The sequence below is a fragment of the Alteromonas sp. PRIM-21 genome (assembly GCF_027563165.1).
GTDB classification, from domain to species: domain Bacteria; phylum Pseudomonadota; class Gammaproteobacteria; order Enterobacterales; family Alteromonadaceae; genus Alteromonas; species Alteromonas macleodii_A.
Map to the genome: position 1 here is coordinate 136,996 of NZ_JADOEK010000007.1, position 24,003 is coordinate 160,998.

Sequence of the window (24,003 nt, forward strand, 5' to 3'; positions counted from 1 at the left end):
GCGTAGCGCCGTTGCTTACGAAGGCCAGTTTTTGCATTTCTTTTTTGCAACTTAAACCACAGGTAATGGGTTATCTTCAGGTAAGATTAAATCGTCACTTAACAATGACTGCATAATTGCTTTTTCTCTTACCAAAACAGGTTGTATAAAGCCTTGCACATCGCCTAGCGCTTTAAATGCATTAAAACCACGCTCTAAAAACTCATGCAGAGCCAGTAAGCCAGCTAATTTGGCTGGACGTCGAGATAGCGAAATCAACATACCTATACCACGAATCTTTATTACGTCAGAGAGTTGATCGCCCAAATGAGAAATTATGTCGATTTGATGCGCTCTGTCTTCCATCCTGCCCACATTGCGATAAGCCAAGGCGTAGTTATCTCGGTTGATTGGCTCTGAAGGAAAATGGCTTTGTAGATATTGGGCCATTGCCATGTCTAAATCGAACGATAGTGCATTTAACGATAATGCGTCGTCCATAGCGTTCATGGCTTTGTCGGGCAATACTTTTGCGAGCTTAGGAATAACGCGAACTAAGTCAGCGTCGCGCTGGCTAAAATCTTTTGGCCCGTACAATTCATCTACAAAGAACGCCATGGCTTTTTGATAACGTTTTTGCTGCGCCAAATCGTCGTGCGTGACCAGTAAGCGTTCACACTGCCAATGCTGCAGCTGATGAATAATAGGCATTACACCCAACTGATTGGCCAAATCACGAAGGGCATTTACCCGATGAATATGTTTAATTATCTGTTGCGCCAAATGAGAAACTCCCTGTTGAACTAATGTGACTTGTTCGCTCTTGTAAACCTAGATTGACCTATGCCAGCATGCCTTTCAAGTGAGAAGACAAAGTTTTGCTGGTATACTCCACCGCCATTGATTTAGCTCACTCGTATAGAACTTATTTGCCGACATGAAGATTGCAAGTCATCACGCTCTGTCTGACCCAGACGTTCCTGCGTTAATAGCACTGTTTAATTCTACATTTGAAGATTTTAATACGCGCTTAGTTTTAGGCGATGATGAACCCATCTACCTCCCTGCCGACGGTGAAAAGCCTTATCATCAAATCGTGTTTGCCCATGGATTCTTTTCAAGTGCTTTGCATGAAATTGCACACTGGTGTATTGCCGGTGAAAAGCGCCGTCTGTTAGAAGACTACGGTTACTGGTATTGCCCAGACGGTCGAGATGTAGCGCAGCAAGCCGATTTTGAAAAAGTAGAAATTAAGCCACAGGCTATTGAATGGGCGTTTACTGAAGCGGCAGGCAGAAAATTTCAGGTAAGCACAGACAACTTAAATGGTGCTGAACCCGACAGAGAAGGGTTCACCCGAAACGTGGCTGCTCAGCTAGAAGCCTATAAAGCTAATGGTTTTCCACCACGCGCTGAACGTTTTATACAAGCGCTGTCATCTGAGTTTGGCAAAAGTAAATTGTCTGCTTTACCCATCAGTAATGCAATAGATAAGGCGGCTGGAAATGCGTTAACAGGTTTAGAAAGAAGCGAAACAGGTTACGGGATAGGAGTTGTTGCTGAATGAGTCAAGTTAGCACTAGTCAATCAGTGTCTGATCAAAAGCCTACATTCAAGCTAGGCGTTATAGTTAACCCCTTTGCGGGTATTGGCGGAGCGCTTGCGCTTAAAGGTAGCGATGGTGCTGAGATTCGTGAAAAAGCCCTCGCTATGGGAGCAGAGAAAAAAGCTAACGAAAAAATGGCTAAAGCGCTCAGTATCCTAGAAGCGTTGTCAGGCCAGTTCACAGTAGTTACAGCCTCAGGCGACATGGGCGAGACCGTATGTGAATCTCTAGGTATCCCTTGTGAAGTTATCTACACAGCCAATGCCGAGCAAACTGAAGGTGAAGACTCAGAGCGCGCGGCTCAAGCCATGATACACGCTAATGTGGACTTGCTGCTGTTTGCGGGTGGTGACGGAACCGCGCGCAATATTTGTAGTGTAGTGGGAACCCAGGTGCCCGTACTAGGCGTGCCTGCAGGATGCAAAATTCACTCTGGCGTTTACTGTGTATCGCCGTCAGCGGCAGGGCAGGTAGTAAGTCAAATGATTGCTGGCGAGCTTGTAAGTGAAATGGACGCAGAAGTCCGTGATATTGACGAGAACGCCTTTCGCGACGGGAAAGTTATTGCCAAACACTATGGTGAAATGCGCGTACCTGCTGAACTCACTTACGTTCAAGCTGTAAAAATGGGCGGCAAAGAAGACGAGGCGTTGGTGCTTGATGATATTGCGGCATATGTTAGCGAAATCATGGACGATGAGCCTGACACCTATTTTGTCATGGGGTCGGGCTCTACCGTTGGCGCGATTATGGACTTTTTGGGCTTAGACAACACCTTGTTAGGTGTGGATGTGGTGAAGCAAGGAGAGTTAATTGCAAGTGACGTTACTGCCAGTGAACTGATTGAGCTAACTCAAGATAAGCCCACGAAGGTCATTTTGACGGTTATCGGTGGTCAGGGCCACATTTTGGGGCGCGGAAATCAACAGTTAAGCCCAGCGTTTATTCGTCAGATTGGCAAGCAGAATATGCTTGTCGTTGCCACTAAACAAAAACTACAGGCGTTAAACGGCAAACCGCTTCGTTTAGATTCGAGCGATGCTTTGCTCGATACTGAATTAGCGGGCGCCTTTACGGTTATTACCGGCTACAAAGACAAAGTACTTTGCCACGCTGTTTAAGGGCATTGCGCCATATACCAAGGCAAACTCATAACCTTTAGAACAACGAGATTTATCTTCAAATAAGAATTGAACTTTAGAGATAAAGAACTGAAATTAAAAACAGAAAGGAGTAAGACGTGTTACCACCTGCTGCAGCACCAGAAAGTGTCGTTAAAGCTATTGCAGATATTGAGGCATCGCTTGATGACGTGGTAAATCACGGTAGCGATGATGAATTGTTCATTGCCAGCTACTTACAAGGCCATTTCGCGGTAGAGGCACGCCAACTAGAGATGCAAGAAGGCGCTACCGTTGCGATGCTTAATGAAAAAATGCTTGAAAGCCTTAATAAAGCTTTCGCTAACAACGAATTAGAAAGTGAAGATGCTCAACAAGTCAAAGCACTATGGGCACGGTTAGTCGCAATGTAATTGCGGCTTTCCTTATCTACTTTTTCACAAGCTTTTTCATAAGAGCTATCTCCCCTGCGCGTCGTTTTTCCCTCTTTTACAATCCGTTACAGTTTTCTGCATCATAGCGCTTTATATACTGTCAAATTGATTTATGTTTAGTGTTGGCGGCAAAGCCGTTTTATGGTGCTTGGCACATTTGCGTGTTTAGCACAGACAACAAGATTAAGGATGACGACATGACTGTACTTAAGCATCTCACCGAGCGCTTAAAAGTGAGCGTAGGTGTGCTGGCAGTAAGCAGTACGCTAATAAGCTCAGCGTTTGCCAAGAACGATATTAATATTGATTACGAAAAATTTACTACTGATAACGGGTTAACCGTAATTGTTCACGAAGACCGCAAAGCTCCAGTAGTTGCTGTGGCTGTGTGGTATAAAGTGGGCTCAAAAGATGAGCCAGAGGGTAAATCTGGGTTTGCCCATCTATTTGAACACCTTATGTTCAACGGTACCGAAAACTATGATGATGAGTGGTTCGGGCCGCTTCAAGAAGCCGGGGCTACAGGCCTCAACGGTACCACAAATTTTGACCGTACTAACTATTTTCAAACCGTCCCAACACCTGCGCTAGACCGCATTTTGTGGATGGAGTCTGACCGTATGGGTCACCTGTTAGGTGCAGTAACACAAGAGAAATTAGACGAACAACGTGGCGTTGTACAAAATGAAAAGCGCCAAGGCGAAGACCAGCCTTATGGTAGCGTATTCACTCATATTTTTGAGGGCTTATTTCCCATAGGGCACCCCTATCATCATACGGTAATAGGCTCTATGGAAGACCTCAACTCAGCGTCGCTTGACGACGTTAAGGGTTGGTTTAATCAATATTATGGCCCCAATAACGCAATATTGGTGCTGAGCGGCGATATTAACGCAGAAGAAGCCAAACCTTTGGTTAATAAGTACTTCGCTGATATTGAACCGGGTCCAGCGCTGTCTAAATGGGAAGCATGGGTACCGAAGCGTAGCGCTAACACCCGAGAAGTGATTCAAGACAAAGTGCCACAGTCGCGCATTTATCGCCTTTGGGTTTCACCTGAAAACACATCTTCAACTGCAACCGATCTGTTCATCGCTGCAAGTGTCATGGGGGATGGCAAAAACTCACGTCTTTATAAAGAACTTGTTTACGATCAGCAAATTGCTACCAATGCATCGGTATTTAATTACGAGCTACAAATGGCATCCATCTTTGGTGTTACGGTTGACGTAAAAGACGGCGTTGACGTAGCAAAAGTAGAAAAAGAGATTGATAAGGTCATTAGCGAATTCTTGCGTAAAGGCCCTAGCAAAGACGAAGTTAAGCTTGTGTCGACGAAACAACGCGCTTCAATCATTCGAGGACTCGAAGAAGTAGGGGGCTTTGGCGGAAAAGCTGACACCCTTGCTAGCGGGGAGTTTATTGCTGGAGACCCTAACTATTTTAAAACTGAATTAGACGAGCTAGCAGAAGCGACGCCCAAAGACGTTAAAGCGGCTGCGAATAAATGGTTAAAAGAAGGGTGGCACCAAATCACGGTTGTGCCGTTTATTGAACATACAGCATCCACTGAAAGCGTTGATCGCAGTTCAGGTTTGCCGCCAATTAATGCAGAGACACAGCTAAGCTTCCCTGAGGTTACGCAGACCACTTTATCTAACGGTGTGAATGTGGTGTTTGCGGAGCGCTCTACGGTGCCTTTAGTTAATGTGGCGGTGCAGTTTGATGCAGGTTACGCTGCTGATGCGGGCGGTAAACTTGGGCTCGCGAGTTTCACCACACAGATGCTTGATGAAGGGGCGGGTAAATACGATGCCTTAGAACTAGCTGCAGAGCTAGAGCAGTTGGGAACGAATCTAAATGCTGGCTCAAATTTAGACACTACAACAGTTAGCATGTCGATGTTGACAGAAAACATGAAGCCTTCTTTGGCGCTTTTGGGAGATATATTAAAATCGCCCACGTTTAAAGAAGAAGAGATTGAACGTCAACGTGCCCTTATATTAAGTAATATTGCACAGCAAAAAACGCGTCCTGTGAGCATTGCGCTGACTCTGCTACCGCCACTTATCTATGGTGATGCTCATGCCTACGGTATTCCATTTACCGGTACAGGCGTTGCTCAAGACGTCCAAGAAATTACGCGAAGCGATTTAGTTAATTTCAAAAATACCTGGCTACGCCCTGATAACGCGACAATTTTTGTAGTGGGTGACACCACATTGGATACCATTAAGCCAATGCTGGAAAAAGAATTTGGTCGCTGGAAAGTTAAAGGCAACAAGGGCGTTAAACAAATTACCGAAGCGGCTATGCCTGAAAAAGGCCAAGCGATTATCATCGACCGCCCCGGAGCACAACAGTCTCTTATACTAGCTGCGCATTTAGCGCCACCAACAGGGGCCGACAATAATATAGCTATCAATGCTATGAATAAAACCCTAGGTGGTGCTTTTACGGCGCGTGTGAATATGAACCTACGTGAAGATAAAAGCTGGTCTTATGGTGCGTATACCTTCCTTCAAGACGCCAGAGGGCAGCGACCGTTTATGGTTTATGCACCAGTGCAAACCGATAAAACAGGGCCGTCTTTGCTTGAACTCAAAAAAGAGCTCAATGCATATATAGGGGATAAGCCGCCGATGGCGAATGAATTGGAAAGAGCTCGATTGGATGAAGTTCGCTCGTTGCCTGGTCAATTCGAAACGGCCAATGCGGTAATGTATAGCCTCTTATCAAGTAAGAGATTTAATAGAGAATATAATTATCCAGAGTCTTTGGTCGAAAAGTACAATGGATTATCTTTAGACGATTTAAGTAGTGCGGCGAAAGAAGTACTGCATCCGGAAAAATTGACTTGGATAATCATTGGTGATGCAGAAAAAATCAAAGCGGATGTTGAAGCAGCGGAGCTTGGACCTGTCAGTGTTCAAAGTATGAATTCGCTGTAATAAGTGACACTGCAAAGCAAGCGAAAGGGCCGAGAAGTTTCTCGGCCCTTTTTTATTCGGAATTATTCGCTAAATTCGTCAAATGCGCGCAAAGCATCGGCAGCGTACATAAATGATGGGCCTCCGCCCATGTAAACCGACATACCACACACTTCTTCTATTTCTTCACGGGTAGCACCTAAATGCACTAAAGCTTTAGCATGAAAACCTATGCAGCCATCACATCGCGTTGCAATACCAATCGCAAGGGCAATAAGTTCTTTCGTTTTTTTATCCAACGCGCCATCGGCGGTCGCCGCCTTGGCCATGTCAGAAAATCCCTTCATGACTTCGGGTACGCCTTTTTTAACCTCGGCTAAATACGGATTTAAGCTATCGGTAATTTGTTTATATGACTTTGTCATTGTGTTCTCCTAACGCAAATAAAATCGGGCTTTAATGTCTCTTTTTCTTTCAGCACAAACGCTTTTAAAAAGAGACTATCTACTGGCCTCGTTGGTCAATGTCATCGTCAATCATAAACCTATAGCTTTTGCACGTTATGATTTAGGTCAAGAAGCGTTTATTTGTTGGTGACAAATGCGCCTTTTGTAGAATGGTGAGCGGCGACAACATGCACTAAAGTTAAACAAGTTTAATTAGCAGCTCCATTTTTGATTTGAAGACAACCTCTCTGGTGAACACGACAAAATTTATACTCTCACCCATTCGCGTGTTTGCAATCGCTCTTCTAAATGTAGTGTTTATTAGTGTTGCGCTCGCATCTGGTTCAAACAAGTTAATGAATGAATATGCGGTTGAGCTTTTAACTGCTGAAGATGGCTTTGTTTCATCGGAAATCTATTCCATAGTGCAAGATCGGCAAGGCTTCCTTTGGTTTGGCACAGCAGAAAATGGAGTAATGCGCTACGACGGTCGCAACGTCAAGCTCTTTGAATCGAATAGCGAAGACGACCAAAGCCTTTCTCATAACGATGCCGGCAACTTAATGTTGGATGCCGAGGGCAATATTTGGGTGGGTACGTGGGGCGGTGGTGTTAATCAATACGACCCTACAACCGGTCAGTATGCGCGCTATTTAAATGTGCCTGATGATGCAAATTCTCTGTCATCAAACCGAATTCAGTCACTTTTTCAAGATAACGCAGGTGATATCTGGCTAGGCTCTTACGACAAAGGGCTTAATCGTTTTTTAGGCAACGGGCGATTTCAGCGAGTTCAAAAAGTACCAGGAAATAAAAACAGTCTTTCCCATAATCGCATTTGGGACATTATTGATAATGATGCTGATAGCCTTTGGGTAGCAACCAGCTATGGGATAAATTTGCTCGATAAAAAGACGCTAAACGTCAAGCATTTCTTGCCCGAACCAAAAAACAAAACGGCTACAGGCGCAAATGAAATACGCAGCTTACTCCGTACATCTTCGCATCAGCTATTTGTCGCTACGCAAAACGGGCCCTTCTTATTCTTTCCAAGTTCCGGTGTCTTTTTGCCTCAAACGACGCGAGAAGGTAAACCACTAAGTCAAGTAAACTCAATGATTGAGGACCATGATGGTCAAATATGGTTCGTCACTACTGAGGGATTGTATCGACATACCGGAGAGGGGAACTATGTTGAAAAGGTCGACTTTGGTTATGAAAATGGCCTTCGCATAATTTTTGAAGACCATACTAAAACCATGTGGATTACCAGTGAGGTTCATGGAATTTTTAAATTTTCTCCTCGCGGCAAAATTAAACAAATTAATAGTGAATTACTAACCGCACCAAGTGGTATCGCACTTGATAACGTCGATAAAAATGGTAATGAAAATGGCGATGTACTCATTGTTACGGCAAACGCCGACGTGTTCAAATGGAAAGTGAATGAAGAGCTTTTGCAAAAAGAATACGACTCGGTATTTAAAGAGCTTAAAGGTTATAAAGAGCGTGGGGTTATAGAAAGACCCATTATAGTGCCGGATCAAGAAGGGTTTCTGTGGGTAGCACAAGATGACTTTGTGGCTAGAGTTGACCGACGTACTAAAGCAATAAGCCGCATTGAATACCCCAAGACTGACAGTAATTATCGTCAGTTTCGTGAGTTCAGAGCACTTGAACTAGACAATCATGGCAACGTTTGGATTGGTACCTATAAGCACGGTATCTACATTTACAACAAGCATTCCGAGGAATTCAGACATCTCACAACCGAGGACGGTTTAACGCACCCAGAAATCCATAGCCTATACAAAGACACCAACGGCAATATGTGGATTGGCACGGGCGGAGGGGTGAATTTGTGGTCAGCTGATAGTGAAAGTTTCGCGTTCTTTAGTGGCGCAAAGGATCAGCAGGGAAGTTTGGTCGATAGCATTGTGGAAGACATCCACCAAACGAATGATGGAGAAATATGGATAGCTACCCAAAGGGGGTTGCACCAGTATTTCGCCGAGTCTAAATCCTTCAAGCATTTCAGTGAAAAGAATGGGCTGCCCACCACCTTAATAAGAGCTATCGCCGATGGCGAGGACGGCAGGCTGTGGCTAACCACCAATAAAGGTGTTTTTCTTTATAATCCCGACACACAAAATGTTATTAGCTACAACAGTGCCACAGATTTGGCAGGTAAAAACTTTTACTCAGATAGCTTAATTAAAGCGGGTAAGAATACCTATTTTACGAGTAGTCAGCGGGGGATAGAGTACTTCAAATATAACCGAGAAAAAATTGACGCCGTTAGCGCGAACATCGTTCTCACCGGCTTTAACAAAATGGGGGAATCAGTAGAGCTTAATAAGCCACTGTCCTATGTCACTGATATCGACCTTTCTTATGAAGACTACTTTTTCTCATTAGATTTTGCACTTTTGGATTTTTCAGACCCTAAGCGCGCCCACTTTGCATACAAGTTAGAAGGGTACGATGAGCAGTGGATTGATATTGGAAATCATACTTCGGTGTCGTTTACCAATTTAAATGGGGGGGACTACAGGTTACTTGTAAAAGCCATGAAACCAAACGGAGAGTGGGGTGGTGATACCCTATCGTTGAATTTACATGTGGCAGTCGCACCATGGAAAAGCTGGTGGGCATATACTATCTACGGCTTATTTTTGTTAGGCATCCTTGTATTGGTGGTTTATCTGCGCACCCGTCTACAGCAAACCGAAATCACTAAACAAAAACGCTTTGTTCAAACGCTAGAGCAACAGGTCTCTGAAAAAACTGCGTCGCTAAAAGCGCAGGCTAATGATTTAAAACAAGCGCTCGAACGTGCTGAAGAGGCCACGAAATTGAAGTCTGAATTTCTCGCCAATATGAGCCATGAAATTAGGACGCCAATGAACGGCGTTATTGGCATGCTTGGCCTGTTGAAAAAAAGTGACCTTACAGCAGAACAAAGCCAGCGCGTGAGTATTGCTAAAACCAGTGCTAACTCACTGCTTGTGCTTATCAATGACATTCTAGACTTTTCAAAGATAGAAGCGGGTAAGCTTGAATTAGAGTCTTTGGATTTTGACCTAAGGGAGCTAGTGGAAAGTGTTGCACTATCAGTAGCGCACTCAGCCCAAGAAAAAGGTCTAGAATTAGTCGTTGATGTCTCTGAGATCAGCGAAACAAAGATATATTCAGATCCAAACCGAATTCAACAAATTCTGACTAATCTCTTGAGCAATGCCGTTAAATTCACTGAACAGGGTGAAATATACATTGCAGCAAAGTTACTTCCAAGTGATGTTGAAAATGAAGCTATGCTGCACTTAACTGTAAAAGATACGGGAATAGGCATCCCGGAATCCAAACTTCCTCATTTGTTCGACGCCTTCACCCAAGTAGACGCGTCTACAACGAGGCGATTCGGCGGCACTGGACTTGGTTTAAGTATTACAAAAAATTTGTGTCATTTATTGGGTGGTGACATAAGCGTTGCGTCAGAGCTTGGCAAAGGTAGCTGCTTCAACGTTATATGCAAAGTTACGGGCTCAAAGGAAAGCACGACACTGCAACCTGAACTTATTAAAGAGAACACGCGTTGCTTAATAGTGGATAACAATGCATCAACAAGGCATACCTTGCAAAATCAGCTTGGGCTGTGGGGTGTGAACGCGTTAACTGCATCGTCATTAGAAGAGGCTGCAACGCTTTACTTAGCTGATGAGATTAGTGAACAAGACCCTTTAAGAATTGATATTTTGTTTTTGGAAAAAGTCGTTGATGACCACGAGCAAGACAATCACTTACTGAACCTTAAGGGTATCGAAAATTTAAGGTTCAGTCGTACTATTCTTATGACCAGATTAAGCGATGTCGATAGCTATAGCGAGTTTAGAGGGCTGCCAATTGACGAATGTCTGCCCAAACCTATAACGACAACAGATTTACTGAGAATACTAGAAAATACGGTAGGTAAACCCGGCACACAAAACGATGTGCATTCACGGCAGTTGGTTATGGGTACTGCAGACTTTGTAGAGCAACATCCAGATGAAGACCTAGCAGAGCAAGAAACTGAAAACAGCCCCCTTACTATTGAAGCACCACGAATTTTGTTAGTTGAAGACAACGTGATAAATCAACTGGTCGCTACTAATGCGCTCGAAAGCGAAGGGTATGAGGTAGAAGTGGCGAACAACGGCTTAGAAGCGTTAGATATGTTGAAGAACTGCAAGCTTGAAGCTCAATACAGCGCAATTATTATGGATTGCCAGATGCCACAAATGGATGGATTTGAAGCAACGAAATGCATCCGTGAAGGAGCGGCAGGAGATATCTATAAAAGTACGCCTATTATTGCGATGACGGCCAATGCCATGCAGAGCGACAAAGATATGTGCATGGCAGCAGGTATGGACGACTTTCTAACAAAGCCTATCGATCACCAAAAAGTAACCTCAACCTTACAGAAGTGGCTTAGCAAAATTAACTAGCCTCTCGCCAACGAGGAAGTAAACGCGTTAATATGCAACAAGTTTTTAACAAGTTGTGAGAGCGTTAATGCTAAATCGTGCATCAAAACCCTTCGTAAAACTCGTCGAAAGATATCTTCCCGACCCTTATATTTTCGTTTTATTGTTAACGCTCATAACGCTTGTCTTTGCGGTGGTCATTCAAGACCAATCGCCACTTACCACAGTTCAACAATGGGGCGACGGCTTCTGGGGGTTGCTAACCTTCTCAATGCAAATGCTCTTGGTATTGGTAACCGGGTTTATGCTGGCATGCACGCCACTAGTCAAGACACTGCTAGAAAGTCTCGCCCGTCTAGCTAAAAGCCCAGGAAGCGCTATTGTACTGGTTACTTTAGTGTCGCTTACAGCCAGTTGGATAAACTGGGGCTTCGGGCTAGTGGTAGGGGCGTTATTCGCTAAAGCACTTGCAAGAAAAGTGACGGTAGATTATCGGCTATTGGTGGCGAGCGCATATTCAGGTTTTGTCGTATGGCATGGCGGCTTGGCGGGCTCTGTACCGTTAACTATTGCAACACCGGGCCATTTTTCAGAGGCACAAATAGGCGTAATTGGTACCAGCGAGACTATTTTTAGCGGCTTCAACTTACTGTTGTTGGCGATTATGTTTGTAGTTATCCCCCTTGTGAATCGCTTAATGCTCCCTCCTAAATCTGAAAGCGTGATTGTGGATAGCACAAAGCTACAAGACGATGCTTTACCTTCAGCAGAAAACGAAAGACCCGCCGATAAACTTGAAAACAGCAAAGCTCTTGGTTTACTTGTCGGTTTCACTGGGCTTGCTTATCTTACAAACTATTTTATTTCTGGCGGCGGGTTAAACCTAAACATCGTTAATACGTTATTTCTTTTCCTTGCTATTGTCCTTCACGGTACGCCCCGCAATGTTTTACATAGTTTGCAGCAAGCGGTTCAGGGCGGCAGCGGAATAGTAATACAGTTTCCGTTTTATGCTGGCATCATGGCGGTTATGGTGCAATCTGGATTAGCGCAGACTATGTCAGAATGGCTAATTAGTTTTGCATCTGCAGAGTCGTTGCCCGTATGGAGTTTTATTAGTGCAGGCATTGTTAATATATTTGTGCCTTCGGGTGGTGGGCAGTGGGCAGTGCAAGCCCCTGTAATTCTACCCGCGGCCGCTGAACTGGGTGCGGAAGTAAATAGGGTAGCAATGGCAGTGGCGTGGGGTGATGCTTGGACGAACTTAATTCAGCCGTTTTGGGCACTACCCGTACTTGCCATAGCTGGCCTAAAAGCCAAAGATATCATGGGTTTTTGCTTAGTTCAGCTTATCGTAACAGGCGTTATTATTTCCTTGGTGTTGAGATTTGTATAAGTGCAGTGTACTTCAGGCCTGAAAGGGAGTGGCTCTTTTGTTCGGTGCCACTACAGTCAACTCGTGCTCGCTGAGTATTACTAGCGATTTGCAATAAATAAGTCATATCAATATTTCTATTTCGATTGTTATGTTATAACATTTGATTAATTCGAGGAGTAAAATGAAACGTAGAGAGTCGTTATGTCTATTCAAACTCAGCTTCCCGTTACCGTACTATCGGGTTTTTTGGGCGCCGGAAAGACCACCGTGCTGAATCATATTCTAAATAATCGCGATGGATTGAAAGTGGCGGTTATAGTTAACGATATGAGTGAAATCAATATTGACGCCGCTACTGTCAAAAATGAGGTTAGTTTCAATCGAGCGGAAGAAAAGCTGGTTGAAATGAGCAACGGCTGCATTTGTTGTACGTTGCGAGAAGATTTACTTGAAGAGATAGAGCGTTTAGCTCACAAGGGTAAGTACGATTACTTAGTCATTGAGTCTACGGGCATATCGGAGCCTTTACCAGTGGCCGAGACTTTTACTTTTGCCGATGAAGACGGCAAAAGCTTATCGGAAATCTCTCGTCTCGATACTATGGTCACGGTGGTTGATGCATTAAACTTTCTAAAAGATTATGACGAAGCTAAGTTTCTTAACGAAGTAGGCGAAAGCTTGGGCGAAGAAGATGAGCGAAGCGTTGCTGATCTATTGGTCGAGCAGGTGGAATTTGCTGACATTTTGCTAATAAGCAAAACTGATTTGGTTTCTGAAGAAGATTTGGCCCGCCTTAAAAGTATCCTTCAAACCTTAAATACCGAGGCTATTCAAGTTCCTATTGAGCATGGGAAAGTACCGTTAGATAAAGTGCTAAACACAGGTCGTTTTAGTTTTGAGCGCGCTCAGCAATCGCCGGGTTGGTTGAAAGAAATGCGTGGCGAACACTTGCCAGAAACCGAAGAGTTTGGTATCAGCAGCTTTTCGTACGAAGCAAGACGTCCGTTTGACCCGCAGAAGTTTTATGATTTTCTTCATAGTAAAGAAATAGCTGGCAAATTAATTCGTTCAAAAGGTTTTTTCTGGTTAGCAACACGCCCACAGCTTGCAGGCAGTTGGAGCCAGGCTGGCGGCATGGCGAGATACGGAGCCGCTGGATTGTTTTGGAAAGCCGTACCCAAAGAGCAGTGGCCTGAAGACCCTGACTACCTTAAAGCCATTGAAGAGCAATGGATGGAGCCTTTCGGTGATATGCGTCAAGAGCTGGTATTTATTGGGCAAGGGCTTAATAAAGAGGACATAATCAGGCGCTTAGATAGTTGCTTGTTAACTGATGAACAGCTTATTCAAGGCCACCATGTTTGGGCAGAAATGCCAGATCCTTTCCCAGCGTGGGAGCACTAGTATGCAGGCGTTACAAGACCACAATACAGTCTTCGAACATAGCAACTCTTGGCGTTCAAGCGCCGACGCTATGGTTCTGGGTGATATTTTTGAAGAAGGGGTTAGCGTTACGGTATGGAATAGACCCGAGGCGCCGCTCATCTCCCAATATTATGGCGAGGTTTTTAAATCATTAGGAATGGGTATTCGTGGTGTGTTTTCTATTGATTCTTTAAGAGAGGAAATTGCCACACTTCTACCAGGCGAAGAAACCAGTATTGGAAAACAAGCCGCCATTGATGATATTTATCTGCTTTCTGACATGCTTACCACACTATTTGATTGTGACAGTGTAGGGGTAAGACTCGTGCCCTTATCTTCGGCAATGTGCCCCAGCTTTCACGTAGACAATATTCCTGTTCGATTGGTAAATACTTATTTAGGCGAAGGTACTGAGTGGTTACCTAAAGAAAGTGTGGTAACTAGCCCGATGATTGGCCTTAACGAAGCGAATACGCAAGGGCTTACGAAGAATAGGCTAGGGCAGCGCTACCAAGAAAGCAGCGTTAAACAAATGAGTGCTTTTGATGTGGGGTTACTCAAAGGAAAGTCTTGGCAAGGTCATGAAGAGTTTGCCGCCGTACATCGGTCTTGCAAAGTGCAGCCAAATACTCAACGTGTGCTGCTTACTCTAGACCCAATGTAGTTTCAAAAAGTGCACTGCATTGAATATGAGCCAGATGCAGATTTTAAGCGCTTATAATGCCTTTCTACTGTTTCTTTGGCGCTATCACTCTTTTTCATGAGTTTTCCCTTGTGATAGCGCCTTTTTCTTCTCAGATTTTAGTTTGCTACATTGTAGTCTTTCATATTCAGGGTGTTGCGAATGCTGGGAATGCATTCCTCTGGGTTGTGATTAACATACAGCAGCGTGCTGGTGCCAGCCTTTGCCAATATATCAATAAGCTTAAGTGCTTTTTGACGGTTGAAGTCGTCTAAACCGTTACAGGGTTCGTCTAATATAAGCAGTGCAGGGTGTTTTACCATAGACCTCGCTATAAGCACTAATCGCTGATCGCCAAACGATAGCGACTGAAACGGTGTATTCTTCTTCTGTTGTAAGCCCAGTACAGCAAGCCATTGTTCTGCTACGTTTCGCTCAGCCAACGTTGGGCGGGTGTATAGACCAATGCTGTCGTGAAAGCCAGAAATGATTACATGTTCAACACTTGCGTTTACTTTGTATTGCATGTGCAGCGCATTCGACATAATTCCAATGTGCTTCTTAATATCCCATATGCTCTCGCCAGTACCCCGTTTTATTCCAAACATCGTCAAGTCGTTGGTATAACAATGGGAATTATCACCAGTAAACATTTGAAGCAAACAAGTTTTACCTGACCCGTTCGGGCCCGTTATCTGCCAATGCTCATTTTTATTAAGCGTAAAGTTAAGCTTTTCAAATACAGTACGTTCATCGAAACGCACAAAGCCGTCATTCAGCTCGATTAAAGTATGGGGTAGTGAAACAAGTTCACTGGTTGACTCCTTGCGATTTTGATCATTTGCGCTAGGCGCTGCGGGTACATCGATATCATCAGACTCCAGCGCAAACCAAGTACTCAACTCTGAGCGCAAGTCATCATAGTTAAGAGTGCCGTCAGATTTCCACGTAATAGCTAGATCATCCATAACAATGAGTTGTGCATGAAGGCCCTCAGGAATGTCTGCAAGCTTGTTGGCGGTCAACGCCAGTGTGGCTTGCTGTTGAGAAACAAGAAAGCGACTAAATGCATCAATCGCTTCAACATCTAAGCCTTCGAAAGGTTCATCAAGCAAAATAATTGCGGCATCGCTCAACCATGCCAGCATGATAATTACCTTGCGAGTTTCTCCCGTCGACAGCGAAAGAAACGCACTATCAAGTATATGTTCAATTCTCAGCGCAGAAGTAAGTTCGCTGTAATAAGGGTGATTTTGATAATTCTCATTGGTGCGTAAGAATAACTCGCGTACCTTTGTTGGCTCAGCGATTACATCTAAAATATCCGCACTGTCTTTTTGTTTTTCTTCTTCGATTAACGCCTGTTGCTTGAATACCGATACTTCCGCAACAAGAGAACTACTCTCGCGAATACCGCTTTCTACTTTACCGTTACCCGCTAGTGATGAAATTAAGAGCGACTTCCCGCTACTATTTCTACCTGCAATCAGGTAATGCGAGGGTGGTTTTTCATTGTTTAGCGTTAACGAAAACGCAGGGGTAATATATTGATTAGAAAGCTTTGTTTGAAATTCTGAAAGATACAGCATCATGATTGCGAGTGGATAAGAAGTAGAACTATTGTGAAGTTTTCTGGTTACCTGTCAATGGTGAATAAGACTTTCTGAAGACGGAGCCAGCTGGTAAGTTAGTCTTATGAGCTAAGCGCTACATTCTACAGTCGATTAAGGGAATGACTTTTTTGAGCAAGGTAATCATTGTTACAGGAGCAAGCCGTGGTATTGGTGCCGCAACCGCCAAACTGCTAGGAAGTAAAGATTATAAGGTTTGCGTTAATTACCTATCAGATAAAAATGCTGCGGATAGGGTGTGCGCGTCGATAGCCGAAAGTGGTGGCGTTGCATTTACCCATAAAGCCGATGTTTCAGATGAAGCACAAGTGCTGAACATGTTTGAGACTGTGAACAGCCAATGGGGTGAAATAACGCATTTGGTAAACAATGTGGGCATTTTATTTACCAAAACTGAGCTTATCAACGTTAGTGCTGAGCGTTTTACCAAAACACTTAATACCAATGTGCTTAGTGCATTTTTGTGCTCAAAAGCTTTTGTCAGACAAAACGTTACGGGTGGCGCAATAGTCAACGTTTCATCTATAGCCTCTCGTACAGGTGCGCCCTTTGAATACGTAGATTATGCCGCATCGAAAGGAGCTATGGATTCATTCACCAAAGGGCTTTCCTTAGAACTTGCCGCAAAAAATATTCGTGTGAACAGCGTTAGGCCTGGGTTTATCAAAACCGACATTCACGCGGATGGCGGTGAACCTGGCAGAGTAGAGCGGTTAAGCTCTCAAATTCCTATGAAGCGGGGCGGTACAGCTGACGAAGTCGCTCAGGCGATAGCCTGGCTTCTATCATCTCAGTCTTCGTATGTTACTGGGTCCTTTATTGATTTAGCGGGTGGAAAGTAGAGCGCATGGTTACACTCAGAGATTTTGAAATGAGCGATGTAGGTAGACTGGTAGATATTTTAAATCAACGGTCGGTCACGCAGTTTCTGTCGACAAAAATTCCTAGCCCTTATACAAAAGAAGATGCCACATGGTGGGTTCAAGAGGGAAGCAATCAGGGTTTTATAAGAGCTGTTGAGTATGAGGGCAAGTTAGTAGGGTGTATTGGTGTCAACCCTGGCAACTTTGAATACGAAAGATCTGGAGAAGTCGGGTACTGGCTTTGTTCATCACATTGGCGAAAAGGCATTATGCGCGATGCACTGCGCCAAATTATTGCGCTTACTTTTTCAAACACAAATATAGAACGCATTTTCGCCTGCGTATTTTCATCTAATTTTGCTTCTCAAAAGCTGCTTTTAGATGCTGGGTTTAAACAGGAAGCAATATTGCAACGCGCCATTTTTAAAAACGGACATTTTTACGATAGCCATATTTTTGCCACATTGAAATAGGTTAAGCGTTGCAGCACAGATGAAAGCTTCTTTAGTTAAATACATACTTCATATTGATGGTGTCGCAGGAACGAGTGTTGGCCTATTGCTTCTGTTTTTCCAAGATATAGCGAGCGACTTCTACCAACTGCCGAAAGGGCTCATTCTATTCTTAGCGAGTGCTAATGTATGCTATGGCATATACGCATTAAGGCTTGCCTTTATACGCAATAGATCACTCAACGGAGTAGCAGCTTTAGCTATTGCCAACTTTCTTTGGGCGATTACATGTGTAGGGATTCTTCTCACTTATTACGAACAAGCGAGCATGTTCGCACTACTATTTATTAGTGCAGAGTGCATATTTGTAGCAATACTTGGTTTGAGTGAATGGTGCTATAGATTTTTATTAGTTTCTAGAAGTGATTGATATTCGCATAGAATAAGTGCGATTTGTAACCGTACTAGTACTTACAGAAGTAGCTATCAAATATACTTTGTTGAAAACATGAACGGCAAAATCTAGCCGCTTTTTACAAAACGCCCGATGAAGTGATCAACCGAGCGAATCGTTTGCAAAAAGCGTCAACTTTTCCTAGGTCTAATCTATAAGAAATTGCCAGTAATAGCGTATGAATTGGTCAGTGGGTACGTCAGAACATCCGTTTGCTTTATCTTGACAACTACGGCCCTTAATTCTTGTACCTGTGGTGTTTTTTGTAATGGAGATTGGCGCGCTCTGATAGTATTCAATACCGGTATCAATGAGCTCGCCAAGTTTTGGTGTTTTAACGGTAACGACTTCAATCTCGTCCCCGTTTGGCGCTAATGCTCCTGCTTTGTGGGCAAGTGGGGCTTGTTCATCAGAATTCTTCGCGGATAGTTCTTCGAGTGTTGATAGCGTTTGTGGGAAGTTTTGTTCATTAAGCTTTTGCTCCGACTTTAATCTAGCTACTGTGTTAGGCACCAGCTCATGGCGCTGCTCAGCCGCTTTAGCCAACCAAAAGTCAGCTTGCTCTAAATTTTGTACGCTATAGCTTGGGTTCGACAAAATCTCAGCCATAAAATAAATCGCGTTTTTGTGACCACTCTTGGCTGAGTCTCTAAGAAAGCGTAAGCCTGTCTCTTTATCAGCAAGGTTATCGTCAGAGATAATTAATAGTCCTGCTTTATAATTTCCCTCAGTAGAACCCCAGCTCCCCGCTTTTTTAAAAGCTTTTAATGCTTTGCTTTTATTTTTATCGGTTCCATAACCATTAAGGTACATATCCCCCAATATAATATTTGCGTTTATGTGCTTGCGAGCGCTTACTTTAATATCTTTGAAGCGTTGAACACATTCCCGTTCTGCGCAAGGGAAATAAGAAATTGATGCAGCGTTAGCCTGTGAAATTGCAATAACCGAAAGTAAGAAAAAACAGTATTTAAGCATTGTTGATATCCTTATTCTGCTTGATTTGTAAACACCGCCACCATCCTAGACGTATTGTTATAATTGTTCAATAATACTTTTACTGTTGTAAAAACGATGCAAGTTCAATTAGTTAAATAGTTTAGTTAAGTGTTTAGCATTTTAGTTGCTTACCTAACTAAAGCTTTTTGGCCACTACCAAATATGTCTTTGCCAAACATCGAGTTTTCCACTAAAGCGTTTAGCGCTATTGCGGCTCTATTTACATTTCTAAACCTATCTAGTTTGTAAAATTTACGGCGATTTTCTAACCTTTTCCCGTAAAAATCTTACTGAAAAGCTGAATTACCTACACATAATAATTCTGTTATCTAAAGTCTTTCAATTCCTGTTCATGCAAATAAATTATATTTTTCAGTAGGTTATGCTTTTTGTTATTCCCTGGCACTTGTTTTGCGACCTTGTCTATGTGTGTATTTTCAAGGAAAGGAACAATGGAAACCGAACATCGAGCCGTCAAGCATACTGTTCAATTGCGCCATAGTGATCAATTGGAAGTGAACGCTTCTGGTCGCTTTTTAGCGCCTAAAAAGCGAACTTCTAGCATAGCAAAACAACTCTTTATTGCTGCTGCATCTTTCTGGTTACCCTTAGTAGGCGTTGCCTCGACCGTTTCTACTTCCTCGCCAAAAGCATTAGAACAGACAAGTAACAACTCTGTTTTGCAAACACAGTTAAAGCAAATGAAAAGTGCCTATGCTTTTTATTCTTCTATAGCTCAGCAAGGTGGTTGGGAAGCCTTAAACGAAGACTTGCTTCTTAAGCATGGTGCATTGAGAAAGGCTTCAGCAGATGCAACACCTATCCACAGTGACGAGGAAGCTCAAGCTGTAAGTGCATTAGTCGCTCGTTTAGGCAGAGAATACACCTCGATAGATACAAATTGTACTCATGCATTAATAGCGACTCACTCCGAGCCATGCGTTTTCGATAAAGATGTCGAAAATGCAGTAAAAGATTTTCAACGCCGTCACGGCCTTGTAGTAGATGGTGTAGTAGGCAGAAAGACGCTTGCTGCACTAAATATGTCGGCAGATGAGAAAGCCCAGCAATTAGCACTGAATATAACACGCTTGGAGATGTTCGAAGAAAAAGACAGCGATGCTTATGTGTTAGTTAACATTCCAGAATTCCGCCTTCGTTATATTAGTAAAGGTAGAGTAAAAGCCACTAAAGACGTGGTAGTAGGCAAGCCAAGTTGGGCTACGCCTTCTTTTAGCGATCATATCGAAAAATTTGTCGTTAACCCAGAATGGCGTATACCACTTTCGATAGCGACTAAAGAGATCGCCCCGAAAGTAGCAGACAACCCTAACTACTTAGAAGAAAACAATATCGTTATTCGAAGAAATAGTTTTGTTGATGATGAGTTGGTTGACCCCAATACAATCGATTGGGAAAACATAAAGCCCTATCAGTTTGATCATTTTCTAGTAAAGCTTCCCAACGAAAAAAATCCGTTAGGCAAGGTTAAGTATCTATTCCCGAATCGACACGCTGTGTACGTGCACGATACGCCTTATCAGCAGTGGTTTAGTGAAACAAACCGCGCAGCGTCTCACGGCTGTATTAGATTGGAAGACCCTTTCTCACTAGCAAAGTTAATTGCAGAAGAGCAGGGCGTAGAGAGTCTAATGGACAACGTCATAACAGCTCGTGAATTAAGCCAGTCAAAAACCTTTCACCTCGAAGAGCCTCTTCCTATTCATTTGGTGTATTGGACCGCGTGGGCTGACCAAGACGGTACCGTGAACTTTAGAAATGATATTTATCAGCGCGATAGACGCGACGCTAAGGCGCTTACTCAGGTAGCGTCTCTGTAAAAGAATATGAACGAATAATAGCGGTAACAAGGTAGATGAAGATGATAGTGAACAATCTAATAGTTTCGGTAGTGGCATTCGCATTACTTTTGAACGCGCATTATGCTCTTGCGCAGGGCGCAGATGCAAAAAATGCCGAGGTGGTTCAAAAAAAAGTTTCTCAAAGAGCGCCGCATGAGCCAGTTGTCGTTGAGAATAAAGCTCACTTGGAGGACGCTGAGTTTAGTTTAAAGATCAATAATATCGTGGTGCCTTACAACGTCTTTTCTTTATTTGTATTGCCTGAAGAGGTTACAGAGCTAGAAATTATTTATCCGCAACCGGATAAAACCTATCAGCTGTTTGAAAACGGCGTAATGGTTGAAAAATCCGAGTCTATGACATGGCATTGGCAGGCGAAAGATACTCCTGGCGAGCAGCGCTTAGAAATAAGAAGCGAAGACGGACAGGTCAATATGTCGTTAAATGTATTCGTGATGATTCCTGCCGAGGAAGTACAAGGTGGACGCTTAAAATATTATCATATAGGGCCCTATCCAGATGAAAGCGAAGTTAAAAATAAAGACGTTTACGTTGAACCCGAAGGCTTTATTGAAGTTACCCAGAAAAACCAAGACTTACTATTGTCTCCCCATTTCAAATTAAAAGAGTTCACCAGTAAACAGCGCTCTGGCTACCCTAAATTCGTGTATCTTCGTCCATCTCTACTTTTAAAGCTCGAAATGCTTAGAAGAGAAATGAATATGAACAATATTCATGTTTCAAACATGGTGATAATGAGCGGCTACAGAACGCCCCAATATAATAAGGCAATCGGTAACGTCAAATTTAGTCGACATGTATATGGCGATGCAGCCGACATTTTTGTAGATAATGACGGTGACTACAGAATGGACGATTTGAACAGCGATGGGGTAGTGAATATTAAAGATGCTGACGTAATGGCCAACATGATTGCAGAGCTTAATAAACGCAGTGAATATAAAGGCTTAATCGGTGGTATGGGGGTTTACGGACCTAAACCTCACCGAGGTCCATTTATTCATATTGATACCCGTGGTATTAAAGCGCGATGGAGAAAACCTTAAGTGCAGCAAATCTAAAATACTATTCAACCGTTTTAAAATATAGCTGATTGGCGTAGCTACTTTGCATGAGCAACAGGCATACGTTATTTTACCGTACTAATTGTTATTAATTCGAAGCTTAAGAGAGATTATGAGTATTACTAACTTGCTTGGCGACAAGCAAAGATTCGATGTAAAACCTGACGATACGACTATGAAGGCTGTGGTGACCATGGCGAACGGTGGTTATGAGCAGTTAAATTACACCGATGTTCCCATGCCAAAACCGCTTGCTGGCGAGGTGCTAGTTCAGGTTTTAGCAGCAGGTGTCAATAATACAGAAATTAATACACGATTAGGTTGGTATTCTTCTAAAGTCACTCAAGGCACTGACGCGTTGGATGAGAATGACGATGAGAAGTCAAGCGCTGCAGAAGAGTTAGACGGTGGATGGAATGAACAAACCCCTTTTCCATTTATTCAAGGAACTGACTGTTGTGGTCGAATCGTTGCGGTGGGGGAAGGCGTGGACCCTACACGTATCGGAGAGCGAATTTTGATACGTTCTTGTATCCGCAAAGACTCTTGGGACTCATTAGAGAATATTTGGATGGCGTCAGACTTCGATGGCGCTTTCGCACAGTACGTAAAAATAACAGCGAGTGAAGCCTTCGCTGTCGAGTGCGACTGGGCGGATGCCGAACTCGGAACCATACCTTGTGCTTATGGTACTGCTGAAAATATGGTTCATCGAGCCGGCGTTTCTAAAGGGGAGCATGTTTTGGTGACTGGGGCTTCCGGTGGTGTAGGTTCTGCTGTTGTGCAGTTAGCTAAACGTCGAGGTGCGACAGTTACCGCCGTTGTTGGTAAAAATAAAATGGATGTGCTTAAGGATATAGGTGCAGACCGCGTTATCGAACGCAACAGCGATCTAATTGAAGTGTTAGGAGAAAAGTCGGTTGATGTAGTTATCGATAACGTTGCAGGTGAAGGATTCACTCAAATGTCCGTGGTTATGAAACGCGGTGGTCGCTACGCTTCTTCCGGCGCCATCGCAGGGCCAATAGTCACGCTTGATATGCGCAACTTTTACTTAAAAGATCTCACCTTTATTGGTTGTACTGCATGGGACGAGCCGGTTTTCCCGAACCTTATTTCATATATCGAACGCGGTGAAATAAAACCTATGTTAGCTAGAACTTACCCGCTGGAAGATATCGTAACAGCACAAAAAGATTTTTCTGAGAAAAAGCACGTGGGTAAAATCGTGTTGCTGCCACCCGAGCAGACGTCACCGCAACAAGATTTTATCGATAGCTTAAAGTAATAAAGGCTCTGTTTCTGTTGAAGTTAAATTTGCTGAATGAAAACAAAGCGCCCGCTACATGCGGGCGTTTTACCGATTATTAGGCTTACTGATAAGCACCGCTAGCGTAGTGAAGTTCGTAGCTGTGGCTGTAAATTTCGATAATGTTACCGAACGGGTCTTCCATGTAAATCATACGATATGGCTTTTCACCCGGGTAATAGTAGCGTGGTTTTTCCATACGGCGCTTACCGCCGGCATCCACAATTTTCTGCGCCAGTTCTTCAACATTTGGATCTTGAACTGCGAAGTGAAACACACCCGTTTCCCAATATTTAAAGTTATTATCAGGGTTTTTCTGTTGTTCAAATTGGAACAGCTCAATACCTATCTTATCGCTGGTCGACATATGAGCAATTTTATAGCTGCCCCATCCCTTGCCGAATACGTCAGTGGACATTTTGCCAATTGCGCTGTTATCTTCTTGCACACTAGTCGGCCCCATTATGGTGTACCAACCCAGTACTTCACTATAAAACTCTACCGCTTTTTCCAAATCTGGTACCGAAATACCAATGTGAGAAAAGGCACGTGGATAAGCCGTTTGTGAAGCTTGCTCTTCTTTCGTCATTGGTTCCTGCGCAGCATTTGCAGTATATGTCGGTAGAGTGATTACCGATAAACTCGCCATCATTAATAGCCACTTCTTCATCATAACTTCCTTAACTGTTGTATTACTGTAAACCGGGCAAGCGCCCTTGATTGACCGATATACTAGTTTTTAAAGTTATTAAATTGAAATTATGGATTATTATTATTTTAATAAAATTAAATTATTGCTATGGCTTTTAATAGGATAATTGCGCTGGACTAATAGCAAGAAGGGTGTGCGCGTATAGTTTCAAATTCCAGTTCGAACA

Annotated in this window: 18 protein-coding genes; 13 read left to right on the plus strand and 5 right to left on the minus strand. The window is 43.3% G+C overall.

All coding sequences use genetic code 11. From position 1 onward, the window contains the following. Positions 1 to 51: 51 nt before the first annotated feature. Complete coding sequence (locus IW644_RS11655) at positions 52 to 762, minus strand: FFLEELY motif protein (protein WP_269917747.1); 711 nt, start codon at positions 760 to 762, stop codon at positions 52 to 54. Between the two features lie 154 nt (positions 763 to 916). Here IW644_RS11655 and IW644_RS11660 point away from each other — a divergent pair, with 154 nt between their 5' ends. From IW644_RS11660 to IW644_RS11675, 4 genes are all read left to right on the plus strand, one after another. Continuing rightward, entirely contained in the window at positions 917 to 1,546 is a 630-nt protein-coding gene (locus IW644_RS11660; RefSeq protein ID WP_269917748.1) for an elongation factor P hydroxylase, read from the plus strand. Beyond that, complete coding sequence (locus IW644_RS11665) at positions 1,543 to 2,706, plus strand: ATP-NAD kinase family protein (protein ID WP_269917749.1); 1,164 nt, start codon at positions 1,543 to 1,545, stop codon at positions 2,704 to 2,706. Before IW644_RS11660 ends, IW644_RS11665 begins: the two co-directional genes overlap by 4 nt. A gap of 119 nt (positions 2,707 to 2,825) precedes the next feature. Then, on the plus strand, positions 2,826 to 3,119 hold the full coding sequence (locus tag IW644_RS11670; RefSeq protein WP_269917750.1) for a YfcL family protein: 294 nt from the start codon (positions 2,826 to 2,828) through the stop codon (positions 3,117 to 3,119). Between the two features lie 218 nt (positions 3,120 to 3,337). Continuing rightward, complete coding sequence (locus IW644_RS11675; protein ID WP_269917751.1) at positions 3,338 to 6,091, plus strand: M16 family metallopeptidase; 2,754 nt, start codon at positions 3,338 to 3,340, stop codon at positions 6,089 to 6,091. Between the two features lie 62 nt (positions 6,092 to 6,153). On the opposite strand, the gene IW644_RS11680 is transcribed toward IW644_RS11675, so the two are convergent. Next, positions 6,154 to 6,495, minus strand: a complete 342-nt coding sequence (locus IW644_RS11680) for a carboxymuconolactone decarboxylase family protein (RefSeq protein WP_269917752.1) — start codon at positions 6,493 to 6,495, stop codon at positions 6,154 to 6,156. A gap of 377 nt (positions 6,496 to 6,872) precedes the next feature. On the opposite strand from IW644_RS11680, the gene IW644_RS11685 reads away from it, so the two are divergent. The 4 genes from IW644_RS11685 (at position 6,873) to IW644_RS11700 (ending at position 14,452) form a co-directional block, all read left to right on the plus strand. Next, on the plus strand, positions 6,873 to 11,006 hold the full coding sequence (locus IW644_RS11685; RefSeq protein ID WP_442864434.1) for a two-component regulator propeller domain-containing protein: 4,134 nt from the start codon (positions 6,873 to 6,875) through the stop codon (positions 11,004 to 11,006). Positions 11,007 to 11,073: 67 nt separating this feature from the next. Next, positions 11,074 to 12,381 (plus strand): short-chain fatty acid transporter, encoded by a 1,308-nt coding sequence (locus IW644_RS11690; RefSeq protein WP_269917754.1) that lies wholly within the window; start codon positions 11,074 to 11,076, stop codon positions 12,379 to 12,381. Positions 12,382 to 12,564: 183 nt separating this feature from the next. Further along, entirely contained in the window at positions 12,565 to 13,767 is a 1,203-nt protein-coding gene (gene zigA, locus IW644_RS11695) for a zinc metallochaperone GTPase ZigA (protein WP_269917755.1), read from the plus strand. A 1-nt stretch (position 13,768) separates the two neighbouring features. Continuing rightward, positions 13,769 to 14,452: a DUF1826 domain-containing protein gene (locus IW644_RS11700; protein WP_269917756.1), complete on the plus strand. Its 684-nt coding sequence runs from the start codon at positions 13,769 to 13,771 to the stop codon at positions 14,450 to 14,452. Between the two features lie 137 nt (positions 14,453 to 14,589). On the opposite strand, the gene IW644_RS11705 is transcribed toward IW644_RS11700, so the two are convergent. After that, positions 14,590 to 16,062 (minus strand): ATP-binding cassette domain-containing protein, encoded by a 1,473-nt coding sequence (locus tag IW644_RS11705; protein ID WP_269917757.1) that lies wholly within the window; start codon positions 16,060 to 16,062, stop codon positions 14,590 to 14,592. Between the two features lie 149 nt (positions 16,063 to 16,211). Between IW644_RS11705 and IW644_RS11710 the strand changes: the two genes are divergently transcribed. Then, entirely contained in the window at positions 16,212 to 16,943 is a 732-nt protein-coding gene (locus IW644_RS11710; protein ID WP_269917758.1) for an SDR family oxidoreductase, read from the plus strand. 5 nt (positions 16,944 to 16,948) lie between these two features. After that, entirely contained in the window at positions 16,949 to 17,437 is a 489-nt protein-coding gene (locus IW644_RS11715) for a GNAT family N-acetyltransferase (RefSeq protein WP_269917759.1), read from the plus strand. Positions 17,438 to 18,017: 580 nt separating this feature from the next. Here IW644_RS11715 and IW644_RS11720 read toward each other — a convergent pair. Next, positions 18,018 to 18,848, minus strand: a complete 831-nt coding sequence (locus IW644_RS11720) for a tetratricopeptide repeat protein (protein ID WP_269917760.1) — start codon at positions 18,846 to 18,848, stop codon at positions 18,018 to 18,020. 473 nt (positions 18,849 to 19,321) lie between these two features. Here IW644_RS11720 and IW644_RS11725 point away from each other — a divergent pair, with 473 nt between their 5' ends. The 3 genes from IW644_RS11725 to IW644_RS11735 all read left to right on the plus strand — a co-directional run bounded on the left by IW644_RS11725 (position 19,322) and on the right by IW644_RS11735 (position 23,104). Then, entirely contained in the window at positions 19,322 to 20,710 is a 1,389-nt protein-coding gene (locus IW644_RS11725; RefSeq protein WP_269917761.1) for a L,D-transpeptidase family protein, read from the plus strand. Between the two features lie 41 nt (positions 20,711 to 20,751). Then, positions 20,752 to 21,798, plus strand: a complete 1,047-nt coding sequence (locus IW644_RS11730) for a YcbK family protein (RefSeq protein ID WP_269917762.1) — start codon at positions 20,752 to 20,754, stop codon at positions 21,796 to 21,798. A 130-nt stretch (positions 21,799 to 21,928) separates the two neighbouring features. Continuing rightward, positions 21,929 to 23,104 (plus strand): alcohol dehydrogenase family protein, encoded by a 1,176-nt coding sequence (locus IW644_RS11735; protein ID WP_269917763.1) that lies wholly within the window; start codon positions 21,929 to 21,931, stop codon positions 23,102 to 23,104. A gap of 85 nt (positions 23,105 to 23,189) precedes the next feature. Here the strand turns inward: IW644_RS11735 and IW644_RS11740 are convergent, their stop codons facing one another. Further along, positions 23,190 to 23,714, minus strand: coding sequence for a lactoylglutathione lyase family protein (locus IW644_RS11740; protein ID WP_136783032.1), 525 nt, complete (start codon positions 23,712 to 23,714; stop codon positions 23,190 to 23,192). Positions 23,715 to 24,003: the final 289 nt, after the last annotated feature.